16 protein-coding genes and 1 riboswitch are annotated in these 16,471 nt (G+C 72.6%); of the genes, 5 read left to right on the forward strand and 11 right to left on the reverse strand.

Annotated elements, in window-relative coordinates:
* The first annotated feature begins 330 nt into the window (after window positions 1–330).
* The 5 genes from EMA17_RS53410 to EMA17_RS32125 all read left to right on the forward strand — a co-directional run bounded on the left by EMA17_RS53410 (window position 331) and on the right by EMA17_RS32125 (window position 4,460).
* Window positions 331–1,545 (forward strand): hemolysin family protein, encoded by a 1,215-nt coding sequence (locus tag EMA17_RS53410; RefSeq protein WP_371863070.1) that lies wholly within the window; start codon window positions 331–333, stop codon window positions 1,543–1,545.
* Window positions 1,542–2,531 (forward strand): hemolysin family protein, encoded by a 990-nt coding sequence (locus tag EMA17_RS53415; protein WP_218043120.1) that lies wholly within the window; start codon window positions 1,542–1,544, stop codon window positions 2,529–2,531. Before EMA17_RS53410 ends, EMA17_RS53415 begins: the two co-directional genes overlap by 4 nt.
* A 222-nt stretch (window positions 2,532–2,753) precedes the next feature.
* Window positions 2,754–3,323, forward strand: a complete 570-nt coding sequence (locus tag EMA17_RS32115; protein WP_126640670.1) for a hypothetical protein — start codon at window positions 2,754–2,756, stop codon at window positions 3,321–3,323.
* 152 nt (window positions 3,324–3,475) lie between these two features.
* Entirely contained in the window at window positions 3,476–3,676 is a 201-nt protein-coding gene (locus tag EMA17_RS32120; protein ID WP_126640671.1) for a DUF5999 family protein, read from the forward strand.
* A 184-nt stretch (window positions 3,677–3,860) separates the two neighbouring features.
* On the forward strand, window positions 3,861–4,460 hold the full coding sequence (locus EMA17_RS32125) for a TetR/AcrR family transcriptional regulator (RefSeq protein ID WP_126640672.1): 600 nt from the start codon (window positions 3,861–3,863) through the stop codon (window positions 4,458–4,460).
* Window positions 4,461–4,496: 36 nt separating this feature from the next.
* Here EMA17_RS32125 and gcvP read toward each other — a convergent pair whose 3' ends face one another.
* The 11 genes from gcvP to EMA17_RS32180 all read right to left on the reverse strand — a co-directional run bounded on the left by gcvP (window position 4,497) and on the right by EMA17_RS32180 (window position 16,375).
* The gene (gene gcvP / locus EMA17_RS32130) at window positions 4,497–7,418 is read right to left on the reverse strand and encodes an aminomethyl-transferring glycine dehydrogenase (protein ID WP_246127032.1); all 2,922 of its coding nucleotides are present in this window, start codon (window positions 7,416–7,418) and stop codon (window positions 4,497–4,499) included.
* Window positions 7,419–7,617: 199 nt separating this feature from the next.
* A riboswitch (glycine riboswitch) is annotated at window positions 7,618–7,714 on the reverse strand.
* A gap of 71 nt (window positions 7,715–7,785) precedes the next feature.
* Window positions 7,786–9,186, reverse strand: a complete 1,401-nt coding sequence (locus tag EMA17_RS32135; protein WP_170222282.1) for a DNA polymerase IV — start codon at window positions 9,184–9,186, stop codon at window positions 7,786–7,788.
* Window positions 9,187–9,279: 93 nt separating this feature from the next.
* A complete protein-coding gene (locus EMA17_RS32140) occupies window positions 9,280–9,966 on the reverse strand; it encodes a SanA/YdcF family protein (RefSeq protein ID WP_126640673.1) in 687 nt (228 codons plus the stop codon).
* Window positions 9,967–10,013: 47 nt separating this feature from the next.
* Complete coding sequence (locus tag EMA17_RS32145) at window positions 10,014–10,628, reverse strand: MerR family transcriptional regulator (RefSeq protein WP_174861464.1); 615 nt, start codon at window positions 10,626–10,628, stop codon at window positions 10,014–10,016.
* A gap of 362 nt (window positions 10,629–10,990) precedes the next feature.
* Window positions 10,991–11,464: a bifunctional nuclease family protein gene (locus tag EMA17_RS32150; RefSeq protein WP_126640674.1), complete on the reverse strand. Its 474-nt coding sequence runs from the start codon at window positions 11,462–11,464 to the stop codon at window positions 10,991–10,993.
* Window positions 11,465–11,638: 174 nt separating this feature from the next.
* The gene (gene ftsR / locus EMA17_RS32155; RefSeq protein ID WP_126640675.1) at window positions 11,639–12,400 is read right to left on the reverse strand and encodes a transcriptional regulator FtsR; all 762 of its coding nucleotides are present in this window, start codon (window positions 12,398–12,400) and stop codon (window positions 11,639–11,641) included.
* Window positions 12,397–12,915: a double zinc ribbon and FHA domain-containing protein gene (locus EMA17_RS55815; RefSeq protein ID WP_126640676.1), complete on the reverse strand. Its 519-nt coding sequence runs from the start codon at window positions 12,913–12,915 to the stop codon at window positions 12,397–12,399. Before EMA17_RS55815 ends, ftsR begins: the two co-directional genes overlap by 4 nt.
* A gap of 379 nt (window positions 12,916–13,294) precedes the next feature.
* The gene (gene gcvH / locus EMA17_RS32165) at window positions 13,295–13,681 is read right to left on the reverse strand and encodes a glycine cleavage system protein GcvH (protein ID WP_126640677.1); all 387 of its coding nucleotides are present in this window, start codon (window positions 13,679–13,681) and stop codon (window positions 13,295–13,297) included.
* 75 nt (window positions 13,682–13,756) lie between these two features.
* Window positions 13,757–14,572 carry a DUF881 domain-containing protein gene (locus tag EMA17_RS32170; protein WP_371863071.1) on the reverse strand — a complete coding sequence of 272 codons (816 nt, stop codon included), beginning with the start codon at window positions 14,570–14,572 and terminating at the stop codon, window positions 13,757–13,759.
* 496 nt (window positions 14,573–15,068) lie between these two features.
* Window positions 15,069–15,401 (reverse strand): small basic family protein, encoded by a 333-nt coding sequence (locus EMA17_RS32175; RefSeq protein WP_020548716.1) that lies wholly within the window; start codon window positions 15,399–15,401, stop codon window positions 15,069–15,071.
* Entirely contained in the window at window positions 15,398–16,375 is a 978-nt protein-coding gene (locus EMA17_RS32180; RefSeq protein WP_126640679.1) for a DUF881 domain-containing protein, read from the reverse strand. Before EMA17_RS32180 ends, EMA17_RS32175 begins: the two co-directional genes overlap by 4 nt.
* Window positions 16,376–16,471 lie beyond the last annotated feature (96 nt).

Here is a 16,471-nt window from a genome sequence, read left to right on the forward strand (position 1 = left end):
TTGAGGACAACACCCAGCCGCAACCCCCACGCACGGCGCCACCAATCCAGCCCGTCCGGCGTTTGAGGACAACACCCAGCCGCAACCTCCACACACGGCGCCACCAACTCCAGCCCGTCCGGCGCTTGAGGACAACACCCAGCCCCAACCTCCACGCACGGCGCCACCAATCCAGCCCGTCCGGCGTTTGAGGACAAGGCCCCCGGATGGGCGGCCGAACGCATACTCCCGCGCCCACCGGGCACGAGCGCACGAGCGCACCAGCACGCGCTCGCTCCCCCGGAGGCCCCCATCGACACCCCCCTCGCCATCGGCCTCCTCCTCGTCCTCATCGCCGGCAACGGCATGTTCGTCGCCGCCGAGTTCTCCCTCGTCACCGTCGAGCGCAGCGACGTCGCCGCCCGAGCCGAAGCCGGCGACCGCGGCGCCCGTCGCGTACTCCACGGCCTGCGCACCCTGTCCTTCCAACTCTCCGGCGCCCAACTCGGCATCACGCTGACCTCGCTGATCGCCGGCTACCTCGCCGAGGCCGCGTTCCGCCTCCCCAGGTTCGCCGCCCTCGTACTGGCCTCCGCGTTGCAGATGGTGCTCGGCGAACTCGTGCCCAAGAACGCCGCGATCGCCCGTCCCCTGGGCGTCGCCCGCGTCGCCGGCCCGTTCCAGATCGGCTTCTCCCGGCTCTGCCGCCCGCTGATCGTCTTCCTCAACGGCTCCGCCAACGTCCTCGTGCGGGGGCTCGGGCTCGAGCCGCAGGAGGAACTCGGCTCGGCCCGCTCCCCCGACGAACTGGCCCAACTGGTCCGGCATTCGGCCCGCGCCGGCGCGCTGCCCGTCGGCACCGCGCGGATCCTGAACCGCGCCCTGCGCTTCGCCGGCAAGCAGGCCGCCGAGGCGATGACCCCGCGCACCGAACTGGTCACCCTGCCCGCGACCGCGTCGGTGACCGAACTCCTCGACACCGCCCACGCGTGCGGCCACAGCCGGATCCCGGTGCGCGGTCAGGACCTGGACGAGATCGTCGGCGTGGCCGTCGTCCGCGACGCGCTGCGGGTGCCCGCCGCGGAGCGCCCGCACACCCCGCTCACCCGGATCGCCCGCGACCCGGTCCTGGTGCCCACCTCGCTCGACCTCCAACGCGCGGTCGAGCGCCTGCGCGAGGGCCGCACCCAGCTGGCCGTCGTGGTCGACGAGTACGGCGGCACCGCCGGCGTCCTGACCGCCGAGGACCTGGCCGAGGAACTGGTCGGCGACCTCGCCGACGAACACGACCCGGCGGACGAGCCGGACGCGCCGCCGCAGCGCCCCCCGAGCACCCACGTGCTGCGCCTGTCCGGTCTGCTGCGCGCCGACGAGGTCGAGGAGGCCTGCGGCTGGCGCATGCCGGTCGGCGACTACAACACGCTGGCCGGCCTGGTCCTGGCGCACCTGGGCCGGCTGCCCCGGGTGGGCGACCACGTGGACGTGGCCGGCAGGCGGCTCACCGTGGTCCGCATGGACCGGCACCGGATCGACGAGGTGGAACTGCGGACGGAGCCCGACGCGTGACGGGCGACCTGCTGCTGTCGCTGGTCCTGCTCGCGGCCAACGCGTTCTTCGTCGGCGCCGAGTTCTCGGTGATCTCCGCCCGCCGGACCCGGATCGCGCCCCGGGCCGAGGCCGGCTCGCGCCGGGCGACGATGGTGCTCACCGCGATGGGCCGGCTGTCCACCATGCTCGCCGCCGCCCAACTCGGCATCACGGTGGCCTCGCTCGGCCTGGGCGCGGTGGCCGAACCGGCGCTCGCGCACCTGCTCGGCGCCCCGATCGAGGCCCTTGGCCTGCCCGCCGGCGCGGTGCACCCGATCGCCTTCGTGGTGGGCCTGGCGGTGGTGGTGTTCTGCCACATGGTGCTCGGCGAGATGGTGCCCAAGAACATCGCGCTGGCCGGGCCCGAGGAGTGCGCGATGTGGCTGACCCCGCCGCTGCTGGTGTTCGCCCGGGCGACCGCGCCGATCCTGTGGCTGTTCAACCACATCGCCAACCTCTGCCTGCGCGTCTTCGGGGTGCGGCAGGTGGACGAGGTGCGCAGCGTGTTCACGGCCGAGGAACTTCCGGCGCTGCTCGCCGAGTCGCGCGAGCACGACCTTCTCGACGTGGACGAGCACGACCGGCTCGCCGGGGCGCTCGCGTTGCACTCCGGTACCGCCGCCGAGGTGCTCCGCCCGTGGTCCGACGTGGTGGCGCTGCCCGCTCCGGTGTCGGCGGCGGCCCTCGAAGAGGTCGCGGTGCGCACCGGCCTGTCCCGCTTTCCCGTCCTGGACCCGGCCGGGCACCCCCAGGGCTACGTCCACGTGCTCGACGTACTGGCGCCCGAAACGGACGGTTCGGTACCGGTCTATCCGCTTGTCACCGTCACCCCCGACACCGCGCTGACCGGCCTGTTGGCCCGCATGCGCGGCTCCCGCGCCCATCTGGCCCTGGTACTGGCGCCGGACTCCGCGCCGCTGGGCCTGGTCACCCTCGACGACGTGATGTCCTCACTTTTCCCCTGATCGAGAGTGTTCCAAAAGGTCTTCAAACGGGTGTCAGTTCGCAATACACCGTTACTTTTCGCAGCCGTTTCGGTACAATGCGCTGACCGGCCCTGCCGGGTCCCTCTGTACGCCGCCGGGTCGTCCCCCGGTCGGATACCCGGTTCCCCACAGCACAGCGCCGCTTTCCCCTCCCCGGATTTTCCGGGTTTCTTGGACTCTGCATCGAAATGAGGCGGTCTCATGGTCCTGCGTGTGCCCGAGGCTCCCGAATCGGCCCGACGAGCGGCGCGAGCCGTGCTCGATTCCCGTGAATCGCTGCCCGCCGACTGCCGCACCGATCAAGCCGCGCTCACGGCCGGATTCCCGCACCGCGTCTTCGAGATCGACCTGCTCGACCTGGTCTCCGAGCGCGGTGTCCGCAGCGCTCGGCAGGTGGGTTGGCGCTGGCTCATGTGGTCCGGCGACACGGTCGTCGGCGGCATCGAGGTCCGCACCGGCCCGACCGGCCACGGCGTCGGCCGATTCGTCGAGGGCCCGTTCACCGTCGCCACCGCGCCCGCCGCCGCAGCGGCCCGCGCGCTGCCGCAGACCCTGCTGCGCCGCGACGAGGCGCGCCTGCTGAACGTCCCCGGGATGTACATGGTCGCGCTCTGGCTGGCGGACGAGGCGGGCGGTGTCGACCTGCTCATCCCGCTCGCCCCGGCGCCCTGCGGGGTGCAGGCGCTGCACGGATACACCGCGGCCGAGTTGGCCGAAGTCCTGGCCGCGCGTACCCGCCGGCCGGCCGCCGTGGGGGCTCCGGACAGCTGATCACACCCCGCCGTTCACACGTGTGGTCACATCTTGGGCGCAGTCGGGTGAGAACCGCGATAAGTCCTGCGCGAGGCGGTTTCAAGGCGGAGACTGTGATCTGCCGGGCAATGGGGCCCGGCGCGCTCCGCGCAGACAGAGAAGGTACGAGGATGTGCCAGCACCGACCGCATTGCCCCCCGGCGGACAGCCCCGATCGTGAGGCCGCCGTCGTCGTGGCCGCTCATTTCGAACAGGGATGGAGCCTGCTGTGCAACGGCGTCGTCCTGTTCGAGGACACGGGCGAACTGCTGCCGGACGGACGCACCATCGCCCCGCACCGACCCCGGGTGGGGTTGGTTTCGGCGGCCTGAACCGTTCGCACGGCCCTGACGAGCCGGAGGTCCCTCGGAACGACCTCCGGCTCTCGTCTGCCCGGAACCCGATCCGACGGCGGCTCGTGACCGGCCCCCGGGTCGACCCGGGGGCCTCGCGCTCGCGGTCCCGATACAGTCCGAGCGGCACCGGCCGCGCGCGACGACTCGGAGTTTTGTCCCCATGGGCATCGGCGACACTGGCGACACCCCTCGGCCCGGTCGCCCGCGCGACCCGCGCACCGACGAGCTGATCCTGGCCGCGGCCCGCGAACTGGTCGCCGAGCAGGGGTACAACCGGGTCAGTATCGACGCGGTCGCCCGCCGCGCGGGGGTGACCAGGCCGACCGTGTACCGCCGCTGGCCCTCGAAGGCGCACCTGGTGCACGAGGCGGTCTATCCGGCCCGCGAGATGAGCTTCCGGCCGCTGCCGCACGAGGACTTCGCCACCGGCGTGTCGCGCTTCGCCGAGGCCGCGCTCGACTCCTTCCGTCGCCCGGAGACCGCGGCCGCGGTGCCGGGGCTGCTCGCCGAGTACCGCGACCAGCCCGAGCTGAAGGATCTGCTCGTGGCCCGGATGGATCCGGTCCGGGCGATCTTCCGGGCCTTCGTCGCGGACGCGATCGCGCGTGGTCAGGCCCGCCCGGACCTGGACGCGGATCTGCTGTTCGAATCGCTCAGCGGCGCGTTGATGTTCGGTGTCCTGGGCAGCGACCTGGCCGCCGAGCCCGGCTTCGCCGCCTCGGTGGCCCGGCTGCTGACACACGGCGCGGCCCGCCCCTGAGCGGTGGCTCGGGGACGGGCCGCGCGGGTCCGCGGATCAGTTGGCGCCGTACGCCTCGATCGGCGGGCACGAGCAGACCAGGTTGCGGTCGCCCTGGGCGCCGTCGATCCGACGCACCGGCGGCCAGTACTTCTCGGCCGGCACCACGCCGGCGGGGAAGACCGCCTCCTCGCGCGTGTAGGCGTGCGCCCACTCGCCGGCCAGCAGCGCGGCGGTGTGCGGAGCGTTGGCCAGCGGGTTGTCGTCGGCCGGCAGATCACCCGAGGCGACCCGGTCGATCTCGCCCTTGATCGCGATCATCGCGTCGCAGAACCGGTCGATCTCGTGCAGGTTCTCGCTCTCGGTCGGCTCGATCATCAGCGTGCCCGGCACCGGGAAGGACATCGTCGGCGCGTGGAACCCGTAGTCGATCAGCCGCTTGGCCACGTCGTCCACGCTGACGCCGGTGGCCTTGGTGATCCCGCGCAGGTCGATGATGCACTCGTGGGCGACCAGGTCGTTCGGGCCGGTGTAGAGCACCGGGAAGTGCGGCGCGAGCCGCTTGGCGATGTAGTTGGCGCCGAGCACGGCCACCTGGGTGGCCTCCTTGAGCCCCTCCGGGCCCATCAGGCGCAGGTAGGTCCACGGGATCGGCAGGATCGCCGCGGAGCCCCACGGGGCCGCCGAGATCGGTCCCACGCCCGTCTCCGGGCCCGCGGTGGGCTGGAGCGGGTGGTTGGGCAGGTACGGCGCCAGGTGCGCGCGCACCGCGACCGGGCCGACGCCCGGACCGCCGCCGCCGTGCGGGATGCAGAAGGTCTTGTGCAGGTTCAGGTGCGACACGTCGGCGCCGATCGCGCCGCCGGGCTGGGCCAGGCCGACCAGCGCGTTCAGGTTCGCCCCGTCCACGTACACCTGGCCGCCGGCCTCGTGGATCGCCGCGCACACCTGCTCGATCCCCTCCTCGAACACGCCGTGCGTGGACGGGTAGGTCACCATCAGCACCGCGAGGGTGTCCCGGTACTGCTCGATCCTCGCGTGCAGGTCCGCCAGGTCCACGTCGCCGTTCTCACCGGTCTTGACCACCACCACGCGCATCCCCGCCATCACCGCGCTGGCCGCGTTGGTGCCGTGCGCGGAGGAGGGGATCAGGCACACGTCGCGCGCGGTGTCGCCGTTGGCGTGGTGGTAGGCGCGCACCGCCAGCAGCCCGGCGAGTTCGCCCTGGGAGCCGGCGTTGGGCTGGAGCGAGACCTTGGCGTAGCCGGTGATCCGGGCCAGCGAGTCGGCCAGGCCGTCGATCAACTCCAGGTAGCCCGCCGCCTGGTCGACCGGCGCGAAGGGGTGCATGTTCGCGAACTCGGGCCAGGTGATCGGCTCCATCTCGACCGTGGCGTTGAGCTTCATCGTGCACGAGCCGAGCGGGATCATGCCCCGGTCGAGCGCGTAGTCCTTGTCCGCGAGCCGGCGCAGGTAGCGCAGCATGTCGGTCTCGGAGCGGTGCGTGTGGAAGACCGGGTGGGTCAGGAACTCGGTGTCGCGCAGCAGCCCCGAGGGCAGCGCGTCGGCGGTCTCGGCGTCGAGCGCGGCCACGTCGCCGCTCACCCCGAACGCGCCCCAGACCGCCTCGACGTGCGCCCGCAGCGTGGTCTCGTCACAGGTGATCGCCACGTGGTCCGCGTCCACCGGCCGCAGGTTGACGCCGGCCGCGCGGGCCGCCGCGAGCACCTGCTCGGCCCGGCCCGGGACCCGGGCGGTGACCGTGTCGAAGAAGTCGCCGTGCACGACCTCGACGCCGCCCGCCCGCAGCCCGCCCGCCAGCACGGCCGCGTAGCGGTGCGTGCGCCGCGCGATCGAGGCGAGCCCGTCCGGCCCGTGGTAGACCGCGTACATCCCGGCCATCACCGCGAGCAGCACCTGCGCGGTGCAGATGTTGCTGGTCGCCTTCTCCCGGCGGATGTGCTGCTCGCGCGTCTGCAGCGCGAGCCGGTACGCGGGCGCGCCGTCGGCGTCCACCGACACCCCCACCAGGCGGCCCGGCATGCTGCGGGTCAGCTTCTCGCGCACCGCCAGGTAGCCCGCGTGCGGGCCGCCGAAGGCCATCGGCACCCCGAACCGCTGGGTGGTGCCGACCGCGATGTCGGCGCCCATCGCGCCGGGCGCGCGCAGCACGGTGAGCGCGAGCAGGTCGGCGGCGACCGCCACCAGGGCGCCCCGCGCGTGCGCGGCCTCGATCACCGGGGTCAGGTCGCGGACCAGACCGTCGGCGCCCGGGTACTGGAGCAACACCCCGAAGCAGCCGCCCTCGGGCAGCCCGTCGGCGGTGTCGGCGACCACGACCTCGATGCCCAGCGCCTCCGCGCGCGTGCGCACCACGGCGACGGTCTGCGGCAGCGTGGCCGCGTCCACGACGAACACGTCGCTCTTGGCCCGGCCGGCGCGGCGGGCCAGCGTCATCGCCTCGGCGGCGGCGGTGGACTCGTCGAGCAGCGAGGCGCCGGCCACGTCCAGGCCGGTCAGGTCGGTGACCACGGTCTGGAAGTTGAGCAGCGCCTCCAACCGGCCCTGCGAGATCTCCGGCTGGTAGGGCGTGTAGGCGGTGTACCAGGCCGGGTTCTCCAGCACGTTGCGGGTGATCACCGGCGGGGTGAAGGTGCCGTGGTAGCCGAGCCCGATCATCGAGGTCAGCACGGTGTTGCGGGAGGCCAGCTCGCGCAGTTCGGCCAGCACCTCGGCCTCGGTGCGCGCGGCCGGCAGCTCGAAGCCCGCGAGCGCGCGGATCGCGGCGGGCACGGCGGCGTCGGTCAGCTCGTCCAGGGACCCGTAGCCGATCGCGGCGAGCATCTTCGCCTGTTCGTCGGTGTCCGGACCGATGTGCCGGCCGGTGAACGGCGACGCGGCCTCCAGGCCGGTCAACGAGCCGGGGCCGGAGGGGAGTACGGCGTGAGCACGCGTCGGGGCAGGGGTGCGCGGTGTCATCGCGAAAGGCCTCCTGGATCGCTCCTGGACGGACACGCGGGTCGCGCGCCCACCGGCCTCCCCCTCTGTCATCGGTACCTGAGAGCTTCACCCCGCCCGGAACACCGGCGGGGCCGGTCCCACGAACGCGATTTGCACCGTCGGCGAGGATCCGACCCGACTCGGCGAGCCACGTGCGGATCCTGCTTTCCAGAGTGCCCACGACCACGCGGTACGGGTGCCTGAGAGATTCCGGGGAGGAGTTGCTCCTTCGGCGCCTCGTGCGGACGACACGAGAACTCTCCCGCGCGAACGTAATGGGCGGCTTCAACGGTATCAGCGTGGCATCGGGTACGGACGGGACGCCAGGCGGGAGGCGAGGGGCTTGTCAGGTCGGCGGGGCCGGCGCACCGGGGTCGGCCGGCCCGGACGGGTGGTCGCCCGCGTCGCCCGTGCCCGGGAGGGGCAGCGGCTCCCCCGGCCGCAGCGCCGGGTCGGCGAGGGCGAAGGTGCGCACCCGGCCCGGTTCTCCGCCCGGGACCTCGAAGCGCACCGTGACGCGGCCGACGCCGCTGCCCTGGACCCAGCCGGGGCCGAAGTCCTCGTGGACCACGTCCTGGCCGGGGGACCAGGAGACCCGCCCGAGGGTGGGCTCGGCGGCCTCGTCCCCCGTCGGCTCCGCGTCGTCCTCCTCCGGCCCCTCCGCAGGCGCGTCGGCGCCGCCGAACAGGTCCTGCTGGGCGAAGTCGGCCAGGCCGCTGACGCCCACCCCGAGCAGTCGCACCCCGCCGGTGACGTCCACCTGGGCGGCCAACCGGCGGATCGTCTCGCGGACCACGCCCGGGTCGTCGGTGGGGCCGCGCAGCGTCTCCGAGCGAGTGAGGGTGCTGAAGTCGTAGCGACGCAGCTTCAACACGATGGTGCGGCCGGAGCGGCCGGCCGCGCGCAGCCGCTCCACGCAGCGGATCGAGAGCCGGTCCAGTTCCCTGGTGATCCGCTCGCGGTCGACCAGGTCGGTGGCGAAGGTGTCCTCGACCGATACCGACTTGGCGTCCCGGTCGGCCACCACCGGGCGCGCGTCCAGGCCCGCGGCCAGTACGTGCAGGCCGTGTCCGTGCGCCTGGCCCAGCAGGCGGACCAGTTCGCTCTCGTCCACGGCGGCCAGTTCGGCGACGGTGTCCAGGCCGGCCCGGCGCAACACGTCGCCGGTGGCCGGTCCGACCCCGGGCAGCGCGCGCACCGGGAGCGGGTCGAGCATCGCCCGCTCGGTGCCGGGCGCCACCACGCACAGCCCGTCGGGCTTGTCCGCCTCGGAGGCGATCTTGGCCAGCAGTTTGGAGGTGGCCGCGCCGACCGAGCAGGTCAGGCCGGTGGCGGCGTGGATGTCGGCGCGCAGGCGCACGGCGATCGTGGTGACCCGGGCGGTGTCCAGTGCGCCGCCGTGCGGGCCCGCCTCCAGGTCGATGAACGCCTCGTCCAGGCTGAGCGGTTCGACCAGCGGGGACAACCGGTGCAGCAGTTCCATCACGGTGTCGCTGACCTGCCGGTACAGGCCGAAGCGGGGGCTGAGGAAGGCCGCGTTGGGGCAGCGCCGGCGGGCCTCGCCGATGGACATCGCGGAGCGTACGCCGAAGACCCGGGCCTCGTAGGAGGCGGTGGCCACCACGCCCCGGGCGCCGATGCCGCCCACGATCACGGCCTTGCCGGCCAGGCTGGGCTTGGCGACCTGCTCGACCGACGCGTAGAACGCGTCCATGTCGAGGTGGAGGATGCCCGGCGCCTGTCTCACACCGCGCAATCATGACGCACCGGTCCGACATCCGCGGTGATCGGGCGTTCGGGCGTGCCGACGCGCGACACCGGGCGGGTGATCGCCCGGCGGTCAGTCCTCCAGGGCGCGCCGGATCGCGTCGTCGGGGCGATCGGTCACCCGGGGGTCCGGCTTGAACACGATCGTTCCGGCCGCCTTGATCGCGGCGAGCACCTCGCGGCCGGTTCCGTACACGGTGGGCCCGATGTGGCCCCACGTCAGCGACCGGTCCGGAACACCGTAGGCGTCGATGCCGGCGGCCTTGCACAACGCCAGCGCACGCCGCAGATGGAAGCTCTGCGTGACCACGATCATCCGCTCGACGCCGTAGACCCGCTTCGCCCGGGCGCAGGACTCCCAGGTGGAGAATCCCGAAGCGTCGCTCACGACGCGCTTGTCCGGGACGCCGCGCTCGACGAGGTAGCGGCGCATCACCCCGGTCTCGTCGTAGCGGTTGCCGCCGCCGTCGCCGCTGACCAGGATCACCCGGGTCTTGCCGGCCCGGTACAGCCGCAGCGCCACGTCGAGTCGGCGGGCCAGCAGATCCGACGGCCGATCGCCCCGCACGCCCGCGCCGAGCACCATCGTGACGTCGCGCGCGGGCACCCGCTCCACCGAGCGCACCCGGTCCCCGGCATACAGATGCAGCCCCGTCACCGGGGCCAACCCGGCCACCGTGAGCAGGACGACGGCCTGGTAGCCGCGCCGTTGGGCACGCCGTGAGCGGGGCAGGGTGGGGCGACGAATGGGCACATCCACGTGGACGTCCCGCCTCGCGCGCCGGTTCCCGTCGGCGGTATCGCCACTCAGACCGCGCGATCTCGACGTCTGCGGGCCAATTCGTCCCCCGGATGGACCTGCGGGGTCGGCTCCCCGGTGTCGGTGTGCTCGCCCTGGAGCTGCGCGAGCGAGCCCTCGACCTCGCGCCACACCGCCCCCACCGCGATGCCGAAGACCCCCTGGCCGCCCTGGACCAGGTCGATGACCTCGTCGTAGGACGTGCACTCGTACACGCTCGCCCCGTCGCTCATCAGGGTCATCCCGGCCAGGTCGCCGATGCCGCGTCCGCGCAGGTGGGCGACCGCGATCCGGATGTTCTGCAGCGAGACGCCGGTGTCCAGGAGCCGCTTGACGATCTTCAGCACGAGGATGTCGCGGAAGCCGTACAACCGCTGCGTGCCCGGGCCGTGGGCCGAGCGCACCGTGGGCTCGACCAGGCCGGTGCGGGCCCAGTAGTCGAGTTGCCGGTAGGTGATGCCGGCCGCCGCGCAGGCGGTCGGGCCGCGGTAGCCCACGTCCTCCGACGGAGTGCCGGGTGGGACGACGTCCGGCCGCCGGAGGCCCGCACCGGGGTCGGTCGCCGGCAGAGGACGTGCCGTGCGGGCGCGCTCCGCCGCCGTGATGTCGCCGGTGCTGCTCACGCCGACCTCCCTTTCGTCCCCGCGCGCCCGGGTACGGCGCGAGGAGTCTCTTTCAGTCCCGGGCCGCAGGCGGCGAGGTGCAACGCGCAGGGCTCATCCCGGAACTGTCGATTTCGACGGTAGGCAGTCACCAACAGCGCGTCAACGACCGGGCCGTTCGGCACGCCGAGTGACGCTGCTCGCACGAGTGGTTTGAACCCGGCGTACCCGGGTAGGTCTGCCGGCTTTGCCACTGATCGCCTCTGCTCGGAAGCGATCGACCCCGATCGGGTCCGAGACGCGAAGAACCGCCGACCGGGACCCGGTCGCCGAGGAGGCGAGGGGGTCGGTCGACGGTTCCGAGGATGCGCCGGGCCGGCCGGCTACTGGCTCGTGGTGCCGAAGTCCTCGGGCGAGATGTCGTTCAGGAACTCCCTGAACTTCTCGATCTCGTCCTCCTGCTCGTTGGGGATCACGATGCCTGCCTCGTCCAGGACCGCGTCGCTGCCCACGATCGACGTCCCGGTGCGCAGCGCGAGCGCGATCGCGTCCGACGGGCGCGCGCTGACCTCCACGCCGCCGGAGAAGACCAGCTCGGCGTAGAACACGCCCTCGCGCAGGTCGGTGATCCGGATCTGGGTCAATTCATGCCCCAACGCCTCCAGCACGTCCCGGAAGAGATCGTGCGTCAGAGGACGCGCGGGTACCACGCCCTGTTGGGCGAACGCGATGGCCGTCGCCTCTACCGGGCCGATCCAGATGGGGAGATAACGATCGCCCCCCGTCTCCCGTAGGAGCACGATCGGCTGGTTAGAGGGCATCTCCACCCGGACGCCCACAACCTCTAGCTCGTTCACATCGCCACACTAGCGCGCCCGACTGTCGGTGACCGATCCCCGGGGCCCGAATAGGTCGGGGATTCGTCGTTTTTTCTTCGTGGCGCCGCGAGGGGCCGGCGCCGGCGGCGTCCGCCGCGCCGACCGTACGCCGGGGTAGGGCGCCGGGGCGGGCGTGCCTGGACGGGGCGCCGGTCAGCGGCCCAGGCGTGGCGCGAGCGCGGTGGTGACCAGGACGGTGTGCAGGCGCGAGGTGAGCGCCAGCAGGTCGCGGACGGTCTCCTCGGCGCCCGCCTTCGCGCGGGCGCCCCTGCGGTGCAGAAGCGGCGCGACGATCTGCTCGACCAGGGCGGCCTCGCGGTCCGCCGCGGCCTTGGCCTGGCGCAGGTGGCGCGGCTCGACCCCGTAGCGGCCGAGCGCGGCCACCAGACGGGCCACCACGAGCGCGTCCCCGTCGTAGACGACGCCCTCCTCGGCCCCGTCCGCACCGGCCTCGTCGGGGCGCGGCCGGTGCGGCTGGATCAGGCCGAACTCCTCGAGGCGGGCCAGATCCGCGTCCTGGATGCCGGCCGCGGCGATCAGCCCCGGCCGGTCGAGGAGCACCGTGCCCCCGTCCCGGCCGGCCGCTCCCGGATCGCCGTCCCCGTCCCCGGAGTACTCGGATTCGGCCGGGGTCGGGCCGGCCGGTTCGAGCCCGCGATCCATCGCGTCGAGCTGGTCCTTGATCACCCGCAGGGGCAGGTAGCGGTCGCGCTGCACGCGCAGCACGTAGCGCAGTCGTTCGATGTCGGCGGGACCGAACTTGCGGTAGCCCGACGGGCTCCGCTGCGGCTCGATGAGCCCCTCCGCCTCGAGGAACCGGATCTTGGAGATGCTGATGTCCGGGAACTCGGGACGCAGCAGGGTCAACACCCCGCCGATGCTCGAGGAGACCGATCCGGCCGCCGCCGGACTCACCCCATCAGCCCCTGCCTGCTCGGGAAGAAGACCAGCCGGTACTTACCGATCTGGACCTCGTCGCCCGGCGCCAGCGGGACCTCGTCGATGCGCTCCCGGCCCACGTAGGTGCCGTTCAGGCTGCCCACGTCGGCGACCGCGAAGCCCCCGGCGGTGCGGCGGAACTCGGCGTGCTTGCGCGAGACCGTCACGTCGTCGAGGAAGATGTCGCTCTGCGGGTGCCGACCGGCCGTGGTGCGGTCCGAGTCGAGCAGGAAGCGGCTGCCGGAGTTGGGGCCCCGACGCACCACCAGGAGCGCGGTCCCCGGCGGCAGCGCGTCCACCGCGGCCTGCGCCTCGGGGGTCAGGATCTCGCGGGGCGCGGGTTCCGCGTCCAGCGCCTCGATGCCGCTGATCGAGATGGTCGAGGTCTGCTCCGACGCCCGCTCGGCGCCGGCGCCCAGACGCGCGCCGCAGTTGGAGCAGAACCGGCCGCCGGGCGGGTTGTGATGCCCACAGGTGCCGCACACGACCACGTCGGCCTCCTGACCCGTCCCGGTCGAACCTCGACCTTCGGTCGAGAGTTGCCCGAAACTTATGCGCGCCGTGTGTTCCTGGTCAACAGCGACATGCCCGGCGGTGGCGTCGGATTCCCCCATCCGGGGGGCGGGGTCGGGAGCGGGCGACGCGCCGGTGGAGGCCCCGTACGGGGACCCCGGCGGCATCGTCGGCGGGGCGGCCGGCGGATTGCCGGACCTTCCCGCATCGGCAGCCGGCGCGTCGCCGGAGCGACGGGAACGACCGAACAATTTCGCGAACAACTTCACGGGCGAACCTCCCCGAGAGAACCTGGCCCGCCCGTGGGGCAGGAGGAGTGGGTCGTGGTGATGGACTGCCTACCGCTTCGCCGGGCCGTCAGGAGCCCAGGCTGTTCTGGTAGGCGGCCGCGTCCAAGAGCGCGGCCGGGGCGGCGGGGTCGTCGAGGCGCACCTCGAACATCCAACCATCGCCGTAGGGATCGGAGTTGACCAACTCCGGTGCGCCGTCGAGCGCGTCGTTGACGGTGGTCACGACGCCGTCGAGCGGCGCGAAGAGGTCGCTGACACTCTTGGTCGATTCCAGTTCGCCGCAGGGCTCTCCGGCCACGACGCGGGTGCCGACCGGCGGCAGCGTGACGTAGACGATGTCACCGAGCGCGTCCTGCGCGTATTCGGTGATGCCGATCCGCACCGTCCCGGAGATCTCTTCCATGACGCGCACCCATTCGTGCTCCGTCGTGTACGCGAGATCTGCGGGGTACATGCGGACAGCCCTGCCCTTCCTGCCTGATGAGTGACGCACCGACGGCGACCGGCGAACTGATTCTGTCAGGTGTGCTCACCCGTTACCGGCGCCCGGTGCCGAGCGAGCGTAACCAGGCTTGTTCGCAGGCCGCAAGGCGTCGATCTGCACGTCCTGCGAGGGGGTGACGATGGCCCCCGCCTGCTTCTTCTCCAGCGTCTTCACCACGCCTCCGGGGATGTTCAGCGCGGGCTGGAGATCCTGCGGATTCCCGATCACCTTGAACACGTACGGCGGCAGCACCTTGACGTCGTCGATCACGATGTCGCCCGGCGGCGTGCCATTGAACCAGGTACCGGCCACCACGCGGACATCGTTGATCTGGATCACCTCCGCGCCCGCCGCACGCAGTTCCTGGAGCGTGTCGAGCAGCACGTCGCCGGTGACCTGGCGCTGCGGGTCGGTGATGGTCAGCGTGATGCCCGGCCCGCTCGCCTTGACGGTGCCCGCCAGCACGCCCAGGGCGTCCGCCTTGGCCGCGTTCTGCTGCCGGGCCTCCTGGACCCGGTCGTTGCTGCTCTGGAGCTGTGTGCGGCTGTTCTCGAGGCGGTGCTTCTCGTCCTCCAACCGCCGTGTGCGCGCGTTGAGTTCGTCCAGCACCCGGACCAGGTCCTCCTGCCGCGCGCCGCGCAGCGGGTCCGACTCGTTGTTCGATCTGACCTGGATGGCCAGCCCGGCGCCGAGCGCGAACAGCAGCACGGCGCCCACGAGTTGGGCCCGACTCACGCGCGGCGGCCAGAACGCCTCGATCAGCCGGCGTCGACCCGGCTGGTCGTCGACCGACTCGACGGAGTGCGACGCGACCGGGTGCGGATCGTCGTGGTCGGCCCCGTCGGGCGGCGCGGCCTCGATCGAACCCGATTCCGGCCCGGGCGTGTCGCGCGCCTCCGCGCGCGCCCCCGCGTGCGGGAGTCCGGACGGGTCGCCCGGTTCGGGTGTTTCACGCGGTTCGCGCGCCGGGAGCGTGTGCCGTATCTCGTGCGCGGACTCGCGCACCGGCGCGGTGATCGGCGCGATCTCCGAGGTCACCTCGGCGGCCTGCTCGCGGATCCGCTCCCGGATGTGCCGACCCTCGTGGTAGAGGTCGACCGGGCGCCGGGTCTCGATCGTGGGTTTGCGGGCGGACGGCGCCTCCGGCTCCGGCTCGATCCCGGGTGCCGGATCCGACACCGGATCCGACACCGGATCCGACACCGGTTCCGATTCCGGATCCGGTTCCGGCTCCGGCGCCTGCGGGCGTTGCGGCTCCTCCGGTGGGCGCGGGATCCCCAACTCCCGGGGGTCCTCGTCGTGGCGGGCGTGTCGCCCGCGCGTCTCGTCCGTTTCGTCGGCCATGTGTGACTCCCCGTCAGGCCCGGAAGACGTGCCGCCGGATGGCCGCCGCGTTGGAGAAGATCCGGATGCCGAGCACGACCACCACGCCGGTGGACAACTGCGCGCCGACGCCCAGCTTGTCGCCGAGGAAGACGATCAGGGCCGCGACGACCACGTTCGACAGGAACGAGACCACGAAGACCTTGTCGTCGAAGATGCCGTCGAGCAGTGCGCGCAGGCCGCCGAAGACCGCGTCGAGGGCGGCCACGACCGCGATGGGCAGGTACGGCTCCAGCTCGTGCGGGATCACGGGTCGGGCGAGATACCCGACCACGACCCCGAGGACCAGGCCGAGGACCGCGATCACTGTTTACCCTTTCGTTCGGTCGCCTTCTGCGACGATGTCGGCGTGCCGGTCGGCCGGGCCGAACCACTCGGCGGTCCGCCGGTGCCCGGGGGCGTGGCGGGCGGTGTGCTCGGGGCCGGCTTGGCCGGGGTGCTCGGCGGCGGGGCCGGCGGCGGTGCGCCCGCCGGGTTCGCGTAGCGCAGCGAGGTGCCCAGGGCGGCGGGCAGCTTCATCTTCTTCTGCGCGCTCAGGTTGACCCGGATCCCCCAGTTCTCCTGGAGCTGGCGCAGGTAGCGCCCGTCCGCGCCGACCATGAACTCCACCTGCATCGGCTTCGCGTTGCCGATCGCCAGGATCGTATAGGGCGGCGCCAGCGGGCGGTTGTCGACCAGGATCGAGGCACCGGCCGCGCGGATCGCGGACAGCGCGGTCAGTCGCTGGTTGTTGATCGAGATGGCCTCGGCGCCGGCCTTCCACAGGCCGTTGACCAGCCGCTGGAGGTCCCGGTCCAGGATCCGGCCGTTGGCCGCGGCCTCGGCCTGGCGCGGGTCGCTGGTGCCGTTGGTGTTGTCCGAGCCCTTGGCGTCGTCGGCGACCACCTTCAGCCCCGGTCCCTCGACCGGTTCGGATCCGGTGAGCAGCGCGAGCAGTTCGACCCGGTCCTTGGCTCCCTTGGGCAGGGAGACCTCCTGGATCGCGTCCACCTCGTCGCGCAACCGTTCCACGGTGGACTGGAGGCCGTCCACCTCGGCCTCGTCGGCGTGGATGCGGTCGACCAGCTGGTGCCGCTCGCGCTCGGCCTGCGGCGCGGCGGCGTGCACCTTCATCGCGGCGACCATCAGGATCATCGCGATCAGCGCGACTCCGACGACCGCGAGTATCCGGGCCAGCGGGCCCTTGTTCATGCCGGTGTCGCCGCGCACCGCACGCCGCGCGGTGGCCTCCGCGTAGCCGGCGTCGAGGCTGTTGGTCATCATGTCCACGAGCAGGGACATCGAGGCGTCCGGCCGCCTGTACCGGCTTGTTCCCGGTGTCTCCCGCGATGACATGCGCCCCATCGTTCCATGTCGGTCGGAGTGCCGGCTGCAGGG

The organism is Embleya hyalina, assembly GCF_003967355.1.
Taxonomy (GTDB): Bacteria; Actinomycetota; Actinomycetes; order Streptomycetales; family Streptomycetaceae; genus Embleya; species Embleya hyalina.

Excerpts from the sequence above, each read along its gene's own strand:
- EMA17_RS32125 (WP_126640672.1), top strand. The coding sequence starts at position 3,861 with ATGGGCATCGGCGACACTGGCGACACCCCTCGGCCCGGTCGCCCGCGC.
- EMA17_RS32180 (WP_126640679.1), bottom strand. The coding sequence starts at position 16,375 with ATGTCCCTGCTCGTGGACATGATGACCAACAGCCTCGACGCCGGCTAC.
- gcvH (WP_126640677.1), bottom strand. The coding sequence starts at position 13,681 with ATGTACCCCGCAGATCTCGCGTACACGACGGAGCACGAATGGGTGCGC.
- EMA17_RS32115 (WP_126640670.1), top strand. The coding sequence starts at position 2,754 with ATGGTCCTGCGTGTGCCCGAGGCTCCCGAATCGGCCCGACGAGCGGCG.
- EMA17_RS32120 (WP_126640671.1), top strand. The coding sequence starts at position 3,476 with ATGTGCCAGCACCGACCGCATTGCCCCCCGGCGGACAGCCCCGATCGT.
- gcvP (WP_246127032.1), bottom strand. The coding sequence starts at position 7,418 with ATGACACCGCGCACCCCTGCCCCGACGCGTGCTCACGCCGTACTCCCC.